The sequence below is a fragment of the Nocardia sp. NPDC127606 genome, assembly GCF_042671725.1.
Lineage (GTDB): Bacteria > Actinomycetota > Actinomycetes > Mycobacteriales > Mycobacteriaceae > Nocardia.
Window position 1 is genome coordinate 1725236 of sequence record NZ_JBHXWQ010000001.1, and the last position, 19715, is coordinate 1744950.

Below are 19715 nucleotides of genomic sequence, written 5' to 3' on the forward strand. Positions count from 1 at the left end.
CGAGCTTGAGCGACGCATCGGTCGTGCTTCCCGAGCAAGTCCGCACCGAACTGCGTCGCGGAGTACGCAGCGTCCTCGTCGATACCGCAGCCCTGCGCCTGGTCCGCGAACGCTTCGACGACACCCAGGCAGGCGCACTGCGCCGCTATCTCGAAGCGTCCCAATCGGCGAACACCCTGCGCGCCTACCGGACCGACTGGATCGCCTGGGCAGGCTGGTGCGCGGCCGAACACCGACAGGCCCTGCCCGCCGACCCACTCGACGTGGCCGTCTACCTGGCCGCCTCCGCCGACGCGCGACGAGAAAACGGCACGTGGGCATTCAGCCCGGCCACCCTGGATCGCAAGTCCGCCGCCATCGCCGCGGTCCACGCCGCCAACGGACTCCCCTCACCGACACGCTCCGACGTCGTGCGACTCACCCTGCGCGGCATCCGCCGCACCCGCCGCACCCCGCCGACCCGCAAACGCCCGGTCCTGCTGCACACCCTCGACCAGCTTCTCGCCGAACTCCCCGCACCCGCCTGGCCCACCGAACCCGCGCGCCGCCGAGACGGTCTGGCGTTGCTGGTCGGCTTCGCCGGCGCGCTGCGACGCAGCGAACTCGCGGGTCTGCGCATCAGCGACGTGCACGTACGCACCGACCACACCACCGGCGAACCGCTGCTCGTCGTGCACCTGCCGACAACCAAGACCGACCCGACCGGCGTCGCCGAACAGCGCATCGCCCTGCCACGCGGCAAACACCCACGCACCTGCCCGATCTGCGCGTTCGCCGACTGGGTCCGCCTACTGGAAGTCCACACCGACACCGGCGACGAGGGCACACGATCCTGGACGGCGAACAACCTCGCCGCCGACACCACGATCCACCGCTGCCACGGCTTCACCGGAACCCGGCTCAGCACCGACGAGGACCGCCCGCTGTTCCCCACCATCAACCGCCACGGCTCGATCGGCGCCACCGCCCTGTCCGGCCGGGCCGTCGCCGAACTCGTCAAGCGCTACGCGGCCCGCGCGGGCCTCGACCCCGACCTGTTCTCCGGGCACTCCCTGCGCGCAGGCTTCGCCACCCAGGCCGCCCTCGGCGGCGCCAGCGACCGCGAGATCATGCGTCAGGGCCGCTGGGCCAACCCCCGCACCGTCCACGGCTACATCCGCACCGCGAATCCGCTCGAAGACAACGCCGTCACCAAACTCGGCCTCTGAATCGCCGCAAACGCTACTCACCGATTCCCGAGGAAGAGACCTTCGCGATCTTCCGGCAATGCCCGCTGGTCAGGCGATCCGGTCGAGCCGGAAGATGCGGAACTCGCGACCGCCCGAACGCTGGAACTCCATCTCGTAGCCCGGCCAGAACTCCACGGCCTGGTCCCACACCCGCTTGCGCTCGACACCGGTGATCTCGGTGACCGACACCGGGAACGCGGAGCTGCCGTCGAAACGCGCCGATGCCGTGCGGGCCGCGCGCAGGTTCGCCGACCAGGCCGGATGCTCCGGCTTACCCCAGTTCGAGCCAACCAGATAGAAGCCGTCGCCGTCGGGCACACACAGCAGCGAGGTGGTGCGCGGCTGTCCGGACTTGCGCCCGACCACCGTGATCTCGATCGACGGGAGCCCGGCCAGGTCGAGCACACCCCACCGACCGCCGCTGAGCCTGCGCAACAGCCGCTCGGTCGGCAGAACGACGCCGGCGCCACGCATCACCCAGGGCTGCGACGCGAACACGCGCGCAAAGCCCGGCAAGGGATTCCAAACCATCCCCGAATCCTGGCTCGAGCGAACCCGGTTCGCCCACTCACAACGGTGTGCTGAGAGCCAACTCACTCGGTGTGCTGGACGACCGATCGCCGCAAGCGGACCATGGGGGCATGGACGAGGCCCGAAACGAAGCTCGGCGCACTGCGGCGGAGGCCGAAATCAGCAAACACGGTCGGCTCGTGCGCGGCCCTCGCGACGGCAAGCTGCTGAGCGCGGGCATGCTGCCCTTCTTTCGCCTCCGCACACCGCGTGGGTACGGGATTCTGACCACCACGGGGCGCAAGACCGGTCTTGCACGGCCGAAGTGTGTCCGGATCTTTCGCGACGGTGATCGCGCGTACCTGGTCCAGTTGATGCCGCCGCACGTGACGGTCGAGCAGCCGGGTGCCGTCAATGCCTGGCTGCTCAACGTCCGCGCCGATCCGAACGTCACCGTGAAGCTGCCCGACGGCACCTACAGCGGGACAGCCAGGGAGATCATCGACCCGGCCGAACTCGCCACCGCGCGCGCTCTGCTGTGCAACACCGTCGTGCTGGTCGACTTCGGCGAATGCACGCTTCACCTGCGCGGTATGCCCTCACGCACGAAGATCCGCCGACTGCACGAGTACTGGTTCGACACCGGTCGTGCCGTAGCCGTCGATCTGGCGGTCTAGCGGAAGCCCTCCCCCTGTCCGTGCTGGTGAGTTCTATGTGTCGTGCGGACATGTCGTGAATTGAGTGATGTGTGGGGCTCCAGGACAACACATGTTTAGATGCGCATATCTACGTAACTACATGTTGTACTTGTGACAAGTTCCAGCCCCGCCGCTCCGCCTCAATTCCCCCGCACAGTCCCCTCGATGTCGCACACTGAACTCACTCCCCTTCCCTAGCCCGCCAGGAGTGCCGTGCTCTCCCCCAGTGGTCGACGCATTCTCGCTACGTTCGCTGTGGCCGCTTCGGCCCTGCTCACGACCGAGCCCTCCCCCGCTCTCGCTCGACCACCCGCAGCGGCCCACCTGGCGCCCCTCGGACCCGAATTCCTCTGGGGCGTGGCAGCTTCCGGCTTTCAGGCCGAAGGTGATGCGCCGGACAGCAATTGGCGGCGCTATGTCGAATCGGGGAGCACGGCCGACCCTTACCTGAACTCGGTGGACTTCCGTGGTCGGTACCGCTCCGACATCGCCCTCGCCGCGGAACTCGGTGTGCGCGTGTACCGCATCGGTATCGAGTGGGCCCGGGTTCAACCGCAGCCCGGAATCTGGGACGAAGTAGCACTCGCGTTCTACGACGACGTCATCGCGGCGATCACCGAGGCCGGAATGCGGCCGATGCTGACCCTCGATCACTGGGTGTACCCGGGCTGGGCGGCAGACCGCGGCGGCTGGCGCGATCCGGAGATCGTGGCGAACTGGCTGTCCAACGCCCGCCGCGTCGTCGACCGGTACGCCGGCGCCGATCCGCTGTGGGTGACCTTCAACGAGCCCACGTTCTATCTGGTCAACGATCTGCGCCACGGCGGCATCGGCGCGGCCGATGTCCTGACGATGGGTGAACGAATCACCCAGGCCCACAACAGCATCTACGACTACATCCACGCCGTACATCCCGGCGCCCAGGTGACCAGCAATGTCGCCTACATCCCCGCAGTCGACGACGCGGTCAGTGGACCACTGCTCGACCGGATCTCCGCGCGCCTGGACTACATCGGCATCGACTATTACTACGGCCTCTCCCCCGCGCAGCTGCAAGTCCCCGATCCCGACCGCCTCTGGACGATTCCGCTGCAACCCGAAGGCATCTACTACGCGCTAGACCACTACGCGCGGAAGTTCCCCGGCCGCCCGCTCTACATCGTCGAGAACGGCATCCCCACCGAGAACGGACGCCCGCGCGCCGACGGCTACACCCGCGCGGATTCGCTCCGCGATACCGTCTACTGGCTGCAGCGCGCCGTCGCCGACGGCATCCCGCTGATGGGCTACAACTACTGGAGCCTGACCGACAACTACGAATGGGGCTCCTACACACCCCGTTTCGGCCTCTACACCGTCGACGTGCTCACCGACCCGACGCTGACCCGCACACCGACCGACGCGGTCGCGGCCTACCGGGCGATCACCACGGCGGGTGGCGTCGGCCCCGACTACCGGCCGACGCGCCCCGTCGCTCCGTGCTCGCTCGTCGACGGACTCGCCAGTTGCACCGATCCGGTGTCGGTCCCCCGGTAGGGGTTTGAAGCGTCAACGTTTGCTCTACACTCGGGCGGGTGTCGAGCACAGCGTCACGCCCCTCCAGCGCCGTGAGCGGCAGGCAAGCCCGATGGCAGCCGCACAACGACAGCCGCCGGGAGCGGATCGTGCTGGCCGCGGTCGAGCTGATCGAACAGGCGCCCGCCGGCGTCGAGGTGCCGATCATCCAGATCGCCGAGCACGCGGGGCTCGCGAAATCGGTGGTCTACCGGCAGTTCGCCGGTCGCGACGAGCTGGATCGCCGGATCAGGAGCGAGATCGCCGACCGTTTCGTCGCCGACATCGAGGACGCGCTCGACATCGCCGAGGGCTCCATCCACGAAATCCTGGTGCGCACGATCGGCGGCGTCGTCACCTGGATCCAGGACCATCCCCGATTACACGAGTTCCTGCGGACCGGCCCGTCGGAGGCCGATCCCGATATCGACGCGATGAGCGCGCTGATCGCCACCATCGCGGGGTCGACCCGGGCTCTGGTCACCGGTCTGGCCGGGGTGGTCGGCGTGACCGACGAGGCCTCGGCCGACACGATGACCTTCGCCATCGTGTCGATGACCGAGGCCACCGTCACCCGCTGGGCCAACGAACCCGAGCCCGCGCTCACCAGGGATCAGCTCATCGAGGAAGTCGCCTCCTACGCCTGGCACGTGGTCGACGGCGTCGCCCGCCGCCACGGCCTGAACCTCGACCCCGACCAGCAACTCACCGAGATCATCACCCAGCTGGTCGCCGGCAACTGAATCGCCGCCGGGACCCGCTCACGCGGCGCGACGCGCGCTGCGTTCCGGCTCGCTGCGGTAGCGCGACGCCGGCCCGTCGATACCGAACTTGCGCCACAGCCACTTGGCGGTCGGGTTCATCAGACCGAGGTCGTTGGCCAGTTTGCGCATGTCGCCGAAGTAGCCCGACAGGATCTGCTGGGAATGCTCGGACTTCCAGAACGCCTGCTCGATGACCTCGCGCGGAATATCGAACTCGCGCTCGAACGACCGCGGCGGCGCCATGATCTCGCTGGCCAGCCAGCGCATCGCGATCGGGAAGGCCACCGAGCAGACGCCGCGATTGAACTTGCCCATCCGCCCGATATGCGCGGTGAGGAAATCACCGGCGAAGGAGATGTGACGCGCTTCCTCGGCGATATGGATCTCCATGGTGCGCAACACCATCGGCGGCATCGTCGCGCCCGCGCGGATCACGGCCTTCTGATAGTGATCGATCGGTTCCTCGCCGCCGAGGATGCCGATGAACAGGATCGTGTGGGCGTAGCCGCCCGCCACACCGATCAGCGGCGACAACGCGCGAAACAGCGGCCGCATGCCGGGCACGTCGACGTCGATGCGGTTGACCAGCTCCTGGAACATCTGGATGTGGTTGCACTCTTCGGTCATCTCGTGCAAGCAGTACCGGAACTCGGGCGACCCGTTCGGCAGCTTCATGATGTATTGCATCATTCCGCGGATCAGGATGCTCTCGAAGGCGGCGCCGACCTTGATCGAATTGGCTGTGCGCCATTTGCCGATCGCGATGCGCCGGTCCAGCGGTTGATCGCGGTACCACTGCGTGGCGCCGAGCGGGTCGATCTCCGGCGAGAGAACCCACCGCACGTCGTTCGGGTCAAGGGCGAGCTCGGGCGAATCCCAGTCGATATCGAGGTAGGGATCGAAATGACGGTCGACAGACCCCTGTGACAGGGTTGCCAGCGCCTCTCGGTACTCCTCGGTGATGGGTCCGCCACGGCTCGATTCGGTCAGCGTCATCGGTGCCTCCTCGGTTCGCGTCCGGCGCGCACGACACTGTTATCGCCGTCACACCGTTACCCGAGAATAACTGAGACCGTCAGTCCCACACAACCCTGACGCGATAACGTTTTCTCCCCGCCTATTCGACGAGCAGCACCACCAACTGGCGAGCCAGCTCGGCGTCGCCGGGACCGCCGAGCCAGATCAGCGGGCGACGTTGGTCGAGATGATCCAGCGCTTCGGGCAGAGACACGAAAACACGATCGGCGCGCACGACGCAGACCTGGGGTACGGACTCGGAGACGGCGGGTCCACCATCGACATCGAGTGCCAGCGAACCGGTCGACGCGTCGCCTGCCACCGCGTCGCGAACCACAGCGTCGCCGGACTCGACCGAATCCGAACCGCTGTGCACGACCTGATGGCCCGGCGCGCCGGCCCAGTGATCCAGCCACGCCGGGCCCGGCTCGACCGCGGCCAGCACTGTCTGCACGCTCATGCCGTAGAGGACGTCGGCGACCGCGGCGGGCAGGCCCGCGACATCGACGGTGCGCACCAGTGAACCGTGCTCGCGCAACCGGTCGATGAACCGTTCGAGCACCTCGGCCCGCTCGGTCGGATCCACGATCGCGTGCCTGCCCGCCGATCGACGCATGGGTACCCGACGCTCGTCCTCGGGCAGGTCGAGCAGCCCGTCACGGACTCGGCGCAAGATCTCCTCGCGAGAATTCACTCGGGCACTCTCCTTCGTTGGCGACGCCGATGTCGCCGTTCACACATTCCCTCTCCCCACATACCGCGGGAACTCTTCAATTCGCTACCGTACCGACCGGTCCACATGATCCGGGCGCGGCACGACGAAGCCCAGCAGATGCAGAAGCTGGTCGATGTTCAGGTCGAAGATCTCCGCCCGATCAGCGAAGGTGTCGCGCCCGTACATGTCGAACACGTCGAAGTTCACGGCACCGAAGAGCGTGGTCCACGCGGTGAGGGCGGACGCGATCACCCGATCGGGGGCGGCGAGGCCGAACTCCTCGCGGATCGTCGCGAAATCGGCAGCCGTACGCGGGGAGATCGCGGGGTCGCGCACAGGGCCGGCGAGCTGACCCCGCCGGTAGGCGCTGTCGACAATGTTCAGCAGAATCGCGATGACGCGCACGCCCGGCGCTTCCGTGTCGGCGGCCGGTGCGGCATAGCCCGGGACGGGGGTGCCGAAGAGCAGGCCGTACCAGGCGGGTTCGGCCAACGCCCACTCCCGCACCGCTCGCGCGGCGACCCGGAAGCGGGTCGCGGGGTCGTCGGGTGCGTCGAGCAGGGCCGCGTCGACCGCGTCGCCCAGTGCGTTGTAGCCGTCGACCACCAGCATGGTCAGCAGTTCGTCGCGGCTGCGGACATACCGGTACACCGCCGACGACACCACGCCCAGATCGCGGGCAACCGCGCGCAACGACAACGCCGCCGCGCCCTGCGTGGCCAAATGCTCGCGGCCGATGCGTTTGATGTCGGCGATCGTCTGCGCGCGGGCCAGTGCGCGCGGACCCGGCTGGTCGGAGCTCATCGTCCGATCATCGCCCACTCGCGGCGCGGGCCGGATCCCGGCGTCCGGCCGTGTCGTCCTCGGCGGCGGCGCGTTCGATCTCGGCGGCCAGGGTCGCCCCGCCGACCGCCCAGGCCGTCGCCAGCAATCGGTCGCGGAAGCGGCTCAGATCCACGGCCACCCCTTCACCGCCGTAACCGGTGCCCGCCGCGTCGCGCACCGTGCCGACCACCTCGTCGGCGAGATCGGCGATGCGCGACTGGATCAGCGTCCGCAAGACCCCGCTGAGGGTGACGTCGAAACCGACGTCATAGAGGACGAGTGCGGCCTTGAGCATCGTGTGGTCCGCGACGAACCACCGGTGGCCGCGTCGTTCCAGATATCCCGCCGCGGCGAGTTCGGTGAGCACATCGGTGCCACGCTCCCCCAGCATCGCGCCGAGTTCGGCATCATCGAGGTAGGACGAGCGTTCGATCGACTGTCCCGCGCGCGGATCGAACAGCGTGCGCCAGTCGCCCGCTTGCGGCTCGGTGTCGAACACCTCACGGATGGCGTCCAGCCGCAGCCCACGCGCCTGCATGGCGACGATGTCGCGCAGCCGGTCCAAGTGCTCGTCGGTGTAGACGACTTCCTTGCCCGCTCGGCCGGGTTTCGGCAGCACGCCGAGCGAGTGGTAATAGCGGATGGTGCGCGACGCCACGCCGCTGACGTCGGCGAGTTCCGCTCGGGTGTATCGGGCCACCCGACCAGCATAGGTGGGCTCGGAGCATACGTTGACAGCTCTGGCTGTCGCCATTAGCGTTACCCGCGTCACTGTCGACACCGATCGAGGAGCTCCCCCATGCCCGAGCGCACCACCGATTTCGACGTTCTGATCGTCGGCTCCGGCTTCGGTGGCAGTGTCACCGCACTGCGACTGGTGGAGAAGGGCTACAAGGTCGGCGTCATCGAAGCCGGTCGCCGCTTCGCCGATGACGAACTGCCCAAGACCAGCTGGGACCTGCGCAAATTCGTGTGGGCGCCCAAGCTCGGCTGCTACGGCATCCAGCGCATCCACCCGCTGCGCGACGTCCTGATCCTGGGCGGCGCCGGCGTCGGCGGTGGCTCGCTGAACTACGCCAACACTCTGTACGTGCCGCCGGAGCCGTTCTTCCAGGACCCGCAGTGGCGTGAGATCACCGACTGGCGCAGCGAGCTCACCCCCTATTACGAGCAAGCGAAGAAGATGCTCGGTGTGGTGACAAATCCCCACATGACGCCCGCCGACGAGATCTTCAAGGCCGTCGCCGAGGACATGGGCGTGGGCGAGACGTTCGTGCAGACGCCCGTCGGGGTGTTCTTCGGTACGCCTGGCAAGACCGAGGCCGACCCCTACTTCGGTGGTGTCGGTCCCGAGCGCACCGGCTGTGTGGAATGCGGCGACTGCATGGTCGGCTGCAAGTTCGGCGCCAAGAACACTCTGGTGAAGAACTACCTCTACCTCGCGGAACACGCCGGCGCACAGGTCATTCCGATGACCACGGTGTCGTCGCTGCGACCGCTGCCCGACGGCACCTGGGATGTGGCCACCGAGCGCACCGGCGCCTGGGTGCGCAAGGCGCCCAAGACCGTGACCGCCAAGCATGTCGTCCTCGCGGCGGGCACGCTCGGCACGCAGAAGTTGCTGCACGCGATGCGCGACGAAGGTGCGCTGCCGAACCTGTCGGACAAGCTCGGCCTGCTCACCCGTACGAACTCCGAGTCGATCGTCGGTGCCGCGACCAAGACGCTCGGGCCCGACCAGGACTTCACCAAGGGCGTCGCGATCACCTCGTCGATCCACCCCACCCCCGACACCCACGTCGAGCCGGTGCGTTACGGCAAGGGCTCGAACTCGATGGGCATGCTGCAAACCCTCATGGTCGACGGCGGCGGGCGGGTGCCGCGGTGGCTGCGGTTCCTGGGCCTCGTGCTGTCCAATCCCCTGATCTTCCTGCGCTTCATGAGTGTGAAGAACTGGAGCGAGCGCACGATCATCTCCCTCGTCATGCAGCACCTGGACAACTCGATCACCACCTACACCAAGCGCGGCCTTTTCGGCGGCCGCAAGCTGACCTCCAAACAGGGCCACGGACAACCGAACCCGACCTGGATCCCGGCGGGCAACGATGTGACCCGCCGGGTCGCGGAGAAGATCGGCGGCGTGGCCGGTGGTACCTGGGGTGATGTGTTCAATGTGCCGATGACCGCGCACTTCCTCGGCGGCGCGGCGATCGGCGCCGACCGTGAGCACGGCGTGATCGACGCCTACCACCGCGTGTACGGCTACCCGACGCTCAGTGTCGTCGACGGTGCCGCCGTGTCGGCCAACCTCGGCGTCAACCCGTCGCTCACCATCACCGCCCAGGCCGAGCGCGCGGCCGCCTACTGGCCGAACAACGGCGAACTCGACACCCGCCCCGAACAGAGCGCCGGCTACACCAAGATCGCCCCGGTCCGCCCGAACCAGCCGGTCGTGCCCGCGGGCGCGCCCGCCGCCCTGGTCCTGCCGATCGTCGAGATCCGCAGCTCGGAGAAGACCGCGGGCTGATCCGACCAAACCCGGCCCCGGCCTCGCGGTTACCCACCGCGAAGCCGGGGCCGTTGCGTTGTCCGGCCACGTAGCATCGGTGCCGAGGACGGGAGGACCTTCGATGTCGGTGCTGGTGCTGGGCGGATATGGAACGGTTGGGGCGCACCTGGTGCGATTGCTGCGAGCCGAGGGAGTGACCACGCACGCGGCGGGGCGAGATCCCGCCAGGGCAGACCGGGTAGTCGACCTGCGCGACATCGCCGGCGTCGACGCGGCGTTGGCCGGTGCGACCGTCGTCGTGAATTGCGCGGGCGCGGAGGATATTCGGTTGGCGCGGGCCTGTGCCGGTCGCGGGATCGTCTTCGTCGACATCTCCGCGACGTCGAACTACGTCCAGGCACTCGAAGACCTCGATGGCCCCGTGGTGCTCGGCGTCGGGTTGGCTCCCGGGCTGACCACCCTGCTCGCCGTCGACGCGCTCACGCATCGTCGCGGCCCGGTCGACATCATGATCGGCCTCGGCTCCGGCGAAACCCACGGCCCCGCCGCGACTGCCTGGACCTACCAGCTCCTCGGCCGGCGCTTTCCCGACGCCGACGGCACGAGCGTCCGCAATTTCACTGGACGGCAACGCTTTTCAACGCCCGCGGACGCGGCCTACCGACCGTTCCCCGCCCTGCGCGCCGACTTCGCCGATCAGCACCGCCTCACCCGCGAGTTCGGCGTTCCGGTGCGAACCTATCTCCGCCTCGACTCCCAGCTCGCCACTCTCGGTCTGGCCGCTCTCACCTGGGCGCCCGCCTTGCAATCGCTGGCGCCTGCCCACATGCCCGGTAGCAGTGACCGCTGGGTCGCGCTCGCCCGCGCCGCGGACGGATCGACCCGAGCGGCGAGCGGTCGTGGCCAATCGCTGGCTACAGCCGTGATCGCCGCCATCACGGTTCGGGCGCTGATCCGCAATCCGGTGTCCGCGCCGACCTGGATCCACCAGCTTCTCGAACTCGACGACATCGGTCACGACCCACTCGCGGCCGACATCCGGTTCGACCGCTCCTGACAACTCCGACGAAAGCTGCGCGAGAGGGGATTTCGAAGGAGCTCGCAGACGTGTTCAGAGTGCGTTGATCCGGGCCAGTGCTTCGAAAGCCAGATCGGCGGCCTGCCACAACGCCGTGATCTCGGTGCGGACGGCGGGTGCGAGAGTGGGGTCTTGCAGGGCGAGGCCGTTGGTGAAGATCACCGTGTTCGCGCCGAGGTCGGCGGCGATGAGCATCTGTTCGGTGGCGACGCCCGCGCCGAACAGTTGGTCCAATCCCTCACCGACGAAATAGAACCGCCACAGCGGGCCGAGGTCGGCGCCGTAGGCCGCCTTGGTGCGGTCGATGATCACGTCGCCGACCGAGGCGATGCCGGCCACGATCTTGAAGTAGTCCGGCGCGTTCTCCGGCCTGCTGCCCACGGCTGCCACCGAGTAGGTCAGGTCGACGGTGAGGTGTGCGTTGTAGCCGGCCATAGCGGTGCGGGCGCGCGATGCCCCGCAGTCGCGGGCGAGTGCGAAATAGTGTGCCCATTGCGGTTCCGCGATGCCGCCGGTGAACTCGGCATGCAGATTGTCGAGAAATCGGCGCAGCAGTTCCGAGCTGATCGCGTGCGCGTACTCGCGGTTCGCGAACGCCGCCGGGTCGCGCTGCATCGGCATCACCGCGGCGTATTCGACGCCGTCGAGCCCGATCGCGAACAGTCCGCGTAGGTCGCGATGCTCGACGAGGATCTCGGTGATCCGGTGATGGCGGGCCACCGCGTCCTCGAGCCGGCCCAGGCTGTCGGCGCCGGAGATCGCCGACGTGTCCGACAACCGCACGATCTCGTCGATGTCGGTCTGGGACAGGGTGGACCCGCAGGCCGTGTCCCCGACCGCGCCCGCGGCCGGGCCCGCGGGCAGAATCAGTGCCGCGACGGCGACACAGGCGGCTATTGCACTCGATACGCGCACGCGCCGATTCCACCATCTCTCGGCGCGATTCGCGCATCGACGCGCGCATCGACGTACCCGATGGGCGTGTCGGCCCGCCGTGCCACAAGGGGCCCATAGCCTGGAGCGATGCCGGAGACGATTGCGATTTCAGGGGCCAGCGGACATATCGGCGGCCGCGTTGCCCGTCTGCTCGCGCCCTCGAGCGCCCGCCTGCGACTGCTGGGACGCCACGTCGAGCACATCGCGCCGATCGACGGCGCCACCACGGCCACCATCGACTTCAGCGATCCGACCACGGTGGCCGCCGCACTCGACGGCGTGCGGACCTTCTTCTTCGTCTCGGCCACCGAGAGCGCCGACCGCGCAGCCCAGCAGAGCGCGGTGGTGAACGCCGCGAAAGACGCGGGCGTACAGCGGATCGTGTATCTGTCGTTCGTCGGGGCCGCGCCCGATGCCACGTTCACATTCGGCCGTGACCACTGGTACACCGAACAGGCCATCCGCGCCTCCGGCCTCGCGTTCACCTTCCTGCGCGACAACCAGTACCAGGACATCATCCCGCATTTCGCCGACGCGGACGGGGTGATCGAAGGTCCGGCAGGCGACGGCGAAGTCGCCGCGGTCACCCGTGCCGACGTGGCGGATTGCGCTGCGGCGGTGCTCGATTCGGACGCGCACAACGGCAAGACCTTCGACCTCACCGGTCCACGAGCGTTCAGTCTCACCACCGCCGCCGCCGACATGACCGAAGTCCTCGGCCGACCGTTCCGCTACGTCGAGCAGACTGTCGACCAGGCCTACGCTTCCCGTGCGAAGTACAACGCGCCGAAGTGGGAAGTCGACGGCTGGGTCAGTACCTACACCGCGATCGCCCAGGGCGACCTCGCGCAGGTCACCGACGCGGTCCCGCACCTGACCGGCCACCCGGCCACCGACTTCCGCGACTTCCTCGCGACGCTGCCGAAGAACTCCTGACCCCGACTCCGGTGAGCCGGAGTCGACCAGGCCTACGCGGTGGTCTCCTCCTCGGCAGCGGGCGTTGTCGCCGGCAGCAGTGAGTACGCCAGGCAGACGAGTGCGAAGAACAAGTAACCGAGTGCCACACCGGGCGCGGCGGCCCATTCGACCGCGTGGGCGTGAATCAGTCCGATCCAGCTCAATCCGGCGCCGATGACCGCCGCCACTCCCGCCGCACGGAAACGTTTGTCGAGGATGAACGTGACGATCGCGCCGAGCACCAGACCGGCCAGTACCGCACCGGACCCGAACACCTTCAGCCCGTCATAGACCACGCCCGCCTGACCGAGCGCGTCCGAGCCGACCTTCGCCGCCGACGTCCCCGCCGCGGACAGCGCGTTGTCGATCTGGGTGACGGCCCACTCAGCGAGGTTTGGCAGCAGCGCGGCCACGACCGCCACCGCGTGGATTCGCGGCACCGCTTGGAATGCTTGCGCGCCGATCAGCAGGCCGATGTAGAGCAGGATCGGGACGATCGCCGGGATGGGCAGCAGCGTCGCGAGGATGCCGAAAAGCCCCAGCAGGCACATGATGCCGATGGTCAGGCCGCTGGCGAGGGAATAGCCGGTGCGCCCGCCCGCGTCCTTCCATCCCGGATGACCGATGTAGACGGCGGGTGGGAAGGGTGAGCCGAAGCCCGCGCCGATCACCGCACCGAAACCGTCGGCCAGCAGCACGCTGCGCAGGTTGTAGTTGTCGCCCGCGGCCGCGGCGCTTTCCACGTTGCTCATGGCTTCGGTGAAATTGTAGATGCCCAGCGGGATAGCGGTGGCCAGCAGCGGAGCGAGGTTGCCGAGTCCGTCGAAGAGCAGGTCCAGGCGCAGGTCGGGCAGCCCGAGCGCGATGTCGTGCGCGGCCTGGGCGACATCGGGTGCCGACATGTATCCGCCGATCCAGCCGATCGCCGTGCCGACCAGCAGCGCGACCAGTCCGACCGGGATATTGCCCGGCAGCTTGATGTCGGTGAAGAAGCCGATCAGGATGATGGCCAGCACCGGCAGTCCGATCCAGGCCACCTCCCACATCTGGGCGGCGGGACGCATGGCGATGAAGGTGATCGAGATGCCGGCCAGGGTGCCGAGCATCGCGGCACGCGGGGTGACCTTGCGAATGTAGGGCCCGACGAAGGCGCCGATCATCACGATCACGCCGATCATGAACGCCCAAGCCAGACCGGCTGCCCACGCCTGCAACGGGTCTCCGGTGGCCAGGTAGATCGGCAGCATCACCACGAACACGACGATGAACATGTGCGGAACGCTCGGCCCGTAGGGCAGTGCGGTGACATCGGAGCGCCCCTCGCGGCGGGCCAGGCGCCTCGCCAGCACCATGTAGTACAGGTTGCCCAGTACGAGCGCGACGCCGAGGGCGGGCAGCACCGTGCCGAGCACATCGCTGCTGGGAATCTTCACCACCGCGATGGTGAGTGTGGTCAGGGTGAGGACGTTGACCAGGATGTTGAAAGCCAGCCCGAAGAAGGCGTTGGTGTCTCCCCTGGTCCACCACGGAAGTGCCGGCTGCGCGGGGGGTTCGGGTGCGGTGGTCGTTTTCGAGGTGTCGACGGACATGGTGGATCCTGTTCGTTAGGCCGTGACGGGGGCGGTGGTACCGAGTGCGGCGATGACGTCCGCGGAGTCGGCGACCCAGCCGAAGATCGCGCCCTGCGCCGCGATCATCGCCAGTCCGACGCGCTGGAATTCGGGGAAATAGGAGCCGACGCAGTCCGCGACCACGAGGCATTCGTAGCCGCGGTCGTTGGCCTCGCGGACGGTCGTGTGGACGCAGACCTCGGTGGTGACGCCGGCCACGAGCAGGGTGGTGATCGAATGCTGTTGCAGCACAGAGGCCAGTTCGGTCGCGTAGAACGCACCTTTGCCCGGCTTGTCGATGACGGTCTCGCCGTCGAGCGGCGCCAGTTCGTCGATGATGTCGTGGCCGTACTCACCGCGGATCAGGATGCGCCCGAATCGCCCCGGATCACCGATGCGCTGAGACGGGTTGCCGCGCCGCAGTTTCGACGGTGGGCAATCGGACAGGTCCGGCAGGTGGCCCTCTCTGGTGTGGATCACCGTGATGCCCGCGGCCCTGGCCGAGGCGAGCACACCGGCGAGAGGTTCGATGACAGTGCGTAACAGCGCCACGTCGTTGCCGAGGCTCTCGCCGAAGCCACCGGGCAGCAGGAAGTCTCGCTGCATGTCGATGATGACGAGTGCGGTCGTGGCGGGATCGAAGCTGAACGGGCTGGGGGTGGCGGGGATTTCGGTCATCGACGCTCCTGCAGGGATACCGGGCCGAGGTGGTGGGGCAGTGCCGCGGTGCGCGGTTCGTCCAGCAGCCGTGCGGCGGCGGCGAGAACGACATCGTCGGCGAGTGCCGGGCCGAAGACCATGAGCGAGACCGGCCTGCCGTCGCGGGTGGTGCCGCCGGGAACCGCGATCGCGGTCAGGTCGAGAAGATTGCCGAAATGGGTGTAGTGGCCGAGCACGGTGTTGGTCGCGATGGGGTCGGCCAGCACCTGCGCGACAGTGAAGGTGGTGCCGATGGTCGGCACCACCACCGCGTCGACCTCGTCCCATATCCGGGCGACCTCGGCGCGCAGTTCCTGCAACCGCTGCTGCGCGCGGAACACGTCCACCGCGCTGAATTGCCGTCCACTGTCGAGGATCTCCCGGATCACGGGCAGGATCGAGTCGGGCCGTTCGGTCAGGAACTCCTCGAATTCGACCAGACGTTCCGCGACCCATGGACCCTGGTAGAGCAGCGCGCCCGCGGCGAGAAACGGTGCGAGTGTCGTGTCGACGCAACTGAATCCCTTGCCCGGCAGTCTGGCTCGCGCACCGAGGTGTGCCGCGCGCATGGCGTCGTCATCGAAGAACTCGAGTTCCTGCGGTGCCGGTAGGCCGAGCCGGATCGGACCACCGGCGAATCGCCCGCCCCTGGCGCGGGTCCACGGATCCTCGTGATCGACCGCCATGATCACCTCGGCGACCAGATCCAGGTCCTCGACAGTGGTCGCCATGAGGGTGAGGCAGTCCAGCGACTTGCACGCGGGCACCAGCCCGACGGTGCTGATCAGGCCGCGCGACGGCTTCCAGCCGACGATGCCGTTGAGTGCGGCGGGTACGCGGCCCGAGCCCGCCGTATCGGTGGCCACACAGAACGGCACCTGGCCGAGTGCGACCGCGAGCGCCGACCCAGAACTCGAACCGCCGGAGATCAGATCACCGCCGAAGACGCTGCGCGGCACCGGGTACGGCGTTCGGGTGCCGTTGAGACCGGTGGCGAACTGGTCGAGATTGGTCTTGCCGACGAACAGCGCGCCCGCGTCGAGCAGGCGCTGCACGGCGGGCGCGGTGCGGGTGGCGGGGTAGGCATAGTCGGGGCAGGCCAGCGTTGTCGGGTAGCCGGCGACGTCGATGCTGTCTTTCACCCCGAAGGGAACGCCGTACAGCGGCAGCGTCCGTGCGCCCGGCATCCTTTCGATAGCCGCTGCGGCAGCGAGCAATTCGTCACGGGGTACCGGGGTGATCCAGGTGCCGTCGTCGCCGCGCGCGGCGATCGCGTCGGCCACTCGTGCCGCGGTCCTGGTCGGGGAGCCGTTGCCGCCCTGGTGCTGGGCGAGGATTTCCGTGACCGTAGAGCCTGTCATGTTGTCGATTGTCGACAGAAAGTGTGACGACAGAGGGATCGGTCTGTATCGGATGTGTTAGCAGATACCGAGTTTCAGGTATGTTTGCTCGCCGTGCCTGCGCAGTGCGGTTTCCGCCCGCAGCGGGTCGTTGGTCTCCAGGGCGGCGAGCAGTTCCTGATGTCGGCGCACACCCTCGCGACGGGCGCCCACTTCGGTTTCCTCGCGCAGATTACGTGCCATCGCGAGCTGCAACTTCACCAGGATCTGCTCGTACACGAGGTCCAGCTGCCGATTGCCTGCCAGCGCGACGATTTCGGCGTGGAAGCGGCGGTGCGCGTCGTCGCGGGCGACCCAGTCTTTGCGCCGGTCCGCCGCGGTCAGTTCCCCGAGTGCCGCGCGTACCCGCCCCAGCCGCAGGTCCGTACTCGGGAGGGCGACGGTCAACGCGTGCTGTTCCAGCGCCCGCCGCACCTCGAACAGTTGGACGATGTCGTGCGCCGACCACACCACGACCCGGTACCCACGCCGCGGCAGATGCTCGACGAGACCCTGCTCGGCCAAGCGCCGCAGCGCCTCCCGCACCGGCGCCCGGCTGATGCCGAGCCGCGCGCACAGAGCTTCCTCACCAACGCGCTCCCCCGGCCCCAACGCACCGCTGAGGACCTCCGCGCGCACGTGCTCAGCGGTCATCTCCACCAGACTCGCCGGGAGATCGGTCGAATTCGATGCGGCTGCCGTCATGAGTCGAGTCTACGAACAGCGACCAGGGTGGCGCCGACGCCGCTAGACCAGCCGCAGGCTGTCGATCAACTTCTTGGCCTGATCGGCGGTGAGTTCGCCGGTCGTGCCGCGGTCGACGAGGATGGTCAGGACGAGGGTGGTACTGCTGGCATTGCGGAAGCCGAAGGTGTAGACGGAGTAGGCATTCGCGGTGCAGCCCGGGATCTGCGGGGTCCACGGCCCCGAGGTCTCGACGAATTGGCCGCTGATTCCGCTCTGGGTCTTCAACGACGTCGGCGCGCTGACCTTCCCGCCGGTCGGGTCCGAATATCCCCCTGCCGCGGCTATTTTCGCGACGCTCTTCGCGGCGGCCGCCAGATCGGTCTCGGTGGTCGAGGTCACTGCGGCCATGGCGCGATACACCGAGCCCGGGCAGTAGTCGGCTCCCTCGGTCGCCTGGCCGCGACCGTCGATCGCGCCTGTCGCGTTGGAGAACGACATGGTGTCGCTCTCGGAGTGGACCGTCCACGCCGACGGCACGTCGTAGGCGACGCGATAGGAGGCGATGAGCACGCCCTTCGAGCCCGGCGCGAGCGGTGCGGTACTGGTGCCCGACAGTGGTCCTGACTTCGTCGTGGTGGTGGACGTGCTCGCCGAGGTGGTGGACTCGTCCGAGGAGCTGGCAGCGAACCCGACGGCGACGGCGACCCCGATCACCAGCACGACGACCACCGCGATCACCGCGATGATCGCGCCCGAACCGCCGTTGCGCCGCGGTGGAGGCGAATACTGCTGTGGTGTATAGCCGTACGGCTGCTGGCTGTACGCCGGCTGCTGAGCGAACTGACCCGGTCCGAACTGGGACCCGTAGGGCTGCTGACCGATCCCGGGCTGAGACGCATAAGACTGCCCACCACCGGACTGCGCCGCATACGGGTTGTGACTCGCTCCGGGTGGCTGCCCATACGTCTGCTGCCCGCTCCCCGGCTGGGCCGCATACGGATCGTGGCCCACCCCGGGTTGCTGCCCGTAGGTCTGCTGCCCGGTCCACGGTTGTCCGACCACTGTCGGCGGCGCGAACGGGTGCTGCCCGCTGCCGGGCTGTCCCGCTCCGGGCTGCTGCCACTGCTGCCCGGTACCGTGTTGCTGCCCGTACGGCTGCTCGCCCGTCGCCGGTGGTGCGAATTGCTGCCCGAACACGGTGGGCGGCGCGATCGGATGCTGTCCGCTCCCAGGGTGATTCGCTCCCGGCGGCGGGGCGGCGGGGGGTTGCCGGCCGTCTTGCGGCAGGGGCTCGGCCGGGTTGCCGGGCGAGCGCAGGATGGTGGGGTCGGCGGGAGGTTGTGCGGCGGGGTCAGGGGTGGGGCCTGACATTCCGGGCGCCTCCCACCACCGATCACTGTCGTTTGCCACGGCCCGTCCTTCCTCGCCATCTGCCTCCACGACCGTCGAGCGGGTCGCGTCCGGTCAGATCCCCTCTCAGAGTAATGGCGAACCACCGTCGCCGAGAACTCGAAATCGTGCGTTCGCGGGCCGTCGGGGCCGGCTGGAAACCGACCGCGGGGTCAGTCCCCCAGCCCGCCGGAGGTGATTCGGTCGGCGGTGCTCACCGTCGCCGCGCCCAGCTCGCTCAAGGCAAGGGCAGACAACCGACTGTCGGGGCAGCTCACGACCGCGGCGACGACCGCACCGGTGCGGTCGCGGATCGGGGCGGACAGCGTGACGACGGCGTTCTCGGGGCCGAGTTCGTCGGGAAGGTAGTCGATGGTGATCAGCTCGGTGATGACGGAACCGAGTTGGGCGCGCAGGGCGGCCGTGATCGGCGAATCACGCAGGCCCGCCAGCACTTCCAGCATCGGTGTCGAATCGTCGACCAGCCGTTCGACCGAGTAGCCGCGGGTGCGGATCTCGGCGAGTACGCGCGCGAGGCGGTCGCGATGGGCCGGGTCGGCGGTGGCGAGCCAGGCCTGCTGGACCGGTTCAGGCGTCCAGGCGATGAATTCGCGGCAGACGGGGGGCGCGAGCGGCAGGCGCCTGCCCGGACGGATCCATCCGGCCGAGGGATGCCCGACCACCTCGGTGACCACGATGCTGTCCCCCGCGCGCTCGGCGAGGAACACCGGCACACCCACCTTCTCGGACAGGTCTCGCAGGTGCGGCACAGCGGTGCGACGCAGCGGAAACGCCGCTTCGGCGCGCCGGGCGACCGTCAGCAGCCGTAGCCCGATGCCGTAGCAGCCGTCGTCGTCGCGCGCGGTCCAGCCATCGGCGGTGAGCTGGGTGAGCACGGCATGTGCGGTGGCGCGCGACAGCCCCGCTTCGCGCACTATCCGGGCCAGCGACAGACGGTCGGTGGCATGGCGTGACAGCAGCTCGAGCACTTTCACCACGCGCTGCGTCGGCGGCGACGCGGCGCCGGGAATCTCGGCATCACCCATCGAATCCGGGTTCACCTCTTGACCGGCGCGCTCGGCCCGGCTTATCGTCGGTGTCACAATACCGAACAATAGCGTCGAATATTCGACATCGCAACCCGTCGGGGAAAGTTCCC

19 protein-coding genes are annotated in these 19715 nt (G+C 68.3%); 7 read left to right on the forward strand and 12 right to left on the reverse strand.

Translation table 11 applies throughout. The features are described from left to right. Positions 1-5: 5 nt before the first annotated feature. A complete protein-coding gene (locus ACFVJ5_RS08095; RefSeq protein WP_379219145.1) occupies positions 6-1208 on the forward strand; it encodes a site-specific integrase in 1203 nt (400 codons plus the stop codon). A 69-nt stretch (positions 1209-1277) separates the two neighbouring features. On the opposite strand, the gene ACFVJ5_RS08100 is transcribed toward ACFVJ5_RS08095, so the two are convergent. Then, positions 1278-1760 carry a nitroreductase family deazaflavin-dependent oxidoreductase gene (locus ACFVJ5_RS08100; protein WP_378629363.1) on the reverse strand — a complete coding sequence of 161 codons (483 nt, stop codon included), beginning with the start codon at positions 1758-1760 and terminating at the stop codon, positions 1278-1280. Between the two features lie 110 nt (positions 1761-1870). Between ACFVJ5_RS08100 and ACFVJ5_RS08105 the strand changes: the two genes are divergently transcribed. The 3 genes from ACFVJ5_RS08105 (at position 1871) to ACFVJ5_RS08115 (ending at position 4734) form a co-directional block, all read left to right on the forward strand. Further along, positions 1871-2416 carry a nitroreductase/quinone reductase family protein gene (locus tag ACFVJ5_RS08105; RefSeq protein WP_379219146.1) on the forward strand — a complete coding sequence of 182 codons (546 nt, stop codon included), beginning with the start codon at positions 1871-1873 and terminating at the stop codon, positions 2414-2416. Positions 2417-2692: 276 nt separating this feature from the next. Further along, positions 2693-3973, forward strand: a complete 1281-nt coding sequence (locus ACFVJ5_RS08110; RefSeq protein ID WP_379219147.1) for a family 1 glycosylhydrolase — start codon at positions 2693-2695, stop codon at positions 3971-3973. Positions 3974-4011: 38 nt separating this feature from the next. Continuing rightward, positions 4012-4734: a TetR/AcrR family transcriptional regulator gene (locus ACFVJ5_RS08115; RefSeq protein WP_379219148.1), complete on the forward strand. Its 723-nt coding sequence runs from the start codon at positions 4012-4014 to the stop codon at positions 4732-4734. Positions 4735-4752: 18 nt separating this feature from the next. Here the strand turns inward: ACFVJ5_RS08115 and ACFVJ5_RS08120 are convergent, their stop codons facing one another. The 4 genes from ACFVJ5_RS08120 to ACFVJ5_RS08135 all read right to left on the reverse strand — a co-directional run bounded on the left by ACFVJ5_RS08120 (position 4753) and on the right by ACFVJ5_RS08135 (position 8012). Next, entirely contained in the window at positions 4753-5751 is a 999-nt protein-coding gene (locus tag ACFVJ5_RS08120) for a diiron oxygenase (protein WP_379219149.1), read from the reverse strand. Between the two features lie 121 nt (positions 5752-5872). Further along, complete coding sequence (locus tag ACFVJ5_RS08125; RefSeq protein WP_379219150.1) at positions 5873-6466, reverse strand: hypothetical protein; 594 nt, start codon at positions 6464-6466, stop codon at positions 5873-5875. A gap of 84 nt (positions 6467-6550) precedes the next feature. Then, complete coding sequence (locus tag ACFVJ5_RS08130) at positions 6551-7291, reverse strand: TetR/AcrR family transcriptional regulator (protein ID WP_379219151.1); 741 nt, start codon at positions 7289-7291, stop codon at positions 6551-6553. Between the two features lie 7 nt (positions 7292-7298). After that, on the reverse strand, positions 7299-8012 hold the full coding sequence (locus ACFVJ5_RS08135; RefSeq protein WP_379219152.1) for a MerR family transcriptional regulator: 714 nt from the start codon (positions 8010-8012) through the stop codon (positions 7299-7301). 99 nt (positions 8013-8111) lie between these two features. Here ACFVJ5_RS08135 and ACFVJ5_RS08140 point away from each other — a divergent pair, with 99 nt between their 5' ends. Both ACFVJ5_RS08140 and ACFVJ5_RS08145 read left to right on the forward strand, forming a co-directional pair. Then, positions 8112-9839 carry a GMC oxidoreductase gene (locus ACFVJ5_RS08140; RefSeq protein WP_379219153.1) on the forward strand — a complete coding sequence of 576 codons (1728 nt, stop codon included), beginning with the start codon at positions 8112-8114 and terminating at the stop codon, positions 9837-9839. Positions 9840-9942: 103 nt separating this feature from the next. Then, complete coding sequence (locus ACFVJ5_RS08145; RefSeq protein WP_379219154.1) at positions 9943-10878, forward strand: NAD-dependent epimerase/dehydratase family protein; 936 nt, start codon at positions 9943-9945, stop codon at positions 10876-10878. Positions 10879-10932: 54 nt separating this feature from the next. Here the strand turns inward: ACFVJ5_RS08145 and ACFVJ5_RS08150 are convergent, their stop codons facing one another. Beyond that, positions 10933-11814: a DUF5995 family protein gene (locus tag ACFVJ5_RS08150; RefSeq protein ID WP_379219155.1), complete on the reverse strand. Its 882-nt coding sequence runs from the start codon at positions 11812-11814 to the stop codon at positions 10933-10935. A gap of 108 nt (positions 11815-11922) precedes the next feature. On the opposite strand from ACFVJ5_RS08150, the gene ACFVJ5_RS08155 reads away from it, so the two are divergent. Then, positions 11923-12771: an SDR family oxidoreductase gene (locus ACFVJ5_RS08155; protein ID WP_379219156.1), complete on the forward strand. Its 849-nt coding sequence runs from the start codon at positions 11923-11925 to the stop codon at positions 12769-12771. Between the two features lie 32 nt (positions 12772-12803). Here the strand turns inward: ACFVJ5_RS08155 and ACFVJ5_RS08160 are convergent, their stop codons facing one another. The 6 genes from ACFVJ5_RS08160 to ACFVJ5_RS08185 all read right to left on the reverse strand — a co-directional run bounded on the left by ACFVJ5_RS08160 (position 12804) and on the right by ACFVJ5_RS08185 (position 19659). Continuing rightward, positions 12804-14381: a regulator gene (locus ACFVJ5_RS08160; protein ID WP_379219157.1), complete on the reverse strand. Its 1578-nt coding sequence runs from the start codon at positions 14379-14381 to the stop codon at positions 12804-12806. 15 nt (positions 14382-14396) lie between these two features. Then, complete coding sequence (locus ACFVJ5_RS08165) at positions 14397-15080, reverse strand: cysteine hydrolase family protein (RefSeq protein WP_379219158.1); 684 nt, start codon at positions 15078-15080, stop codon at positions 14397-14399. Then, positions 15077-16462, reverse strand: coding sequence for an allophanate hydrolase (locus tag ACFVJ5_RS08170; protein WP_379219159.1), 1386 nt, complete (start codon positions 16460-16462; stop codon positions 15077-15079). Before ACFVJ5_RS08170 ends, ACFVJ5_RS08165 begins: the two co-directional genes overlap by 4 nt. A 57-nt stretch (positions 16463-16519) precedes the next feature. Beyond that, positions 16520-17185, reverse strand: coding sequence for a GntR family transcriptional regulator (locus ACFVJ5_RS08175; RefSeq protein WP_379219160.1), 666 nt, complete (start codon positions 17183-17185; stop codon positions 16520-16522). A 42-nt stretch (positions 17186-17227) separates the two neighbouring features. Then, positions 17228-18577 (reverse strand): hypothetical protein, encoded by a 1350-nt coding sequence (locus tag ACFVJ5_RS08180; RefSeq protein WP_379219161.1) that lies wholly within the window; start codon positions 18575-18577, stop codon positions 17228-17230. Between the two features lie 152 nt (positions 18578-18729). Continuing rightward, complete coding sequence (locus ACFVJ5_RS08185) at positions 18730-19659, reverse strand: IclR family transcriptional regulator (RefSeq protein WP_379219162.1); 930 nt, start codon at positions 19657-19659, stop codon at positions 18730-18732. Between the last annotated feature and the right edge of the window lie 56 nt (positions 19660-19715).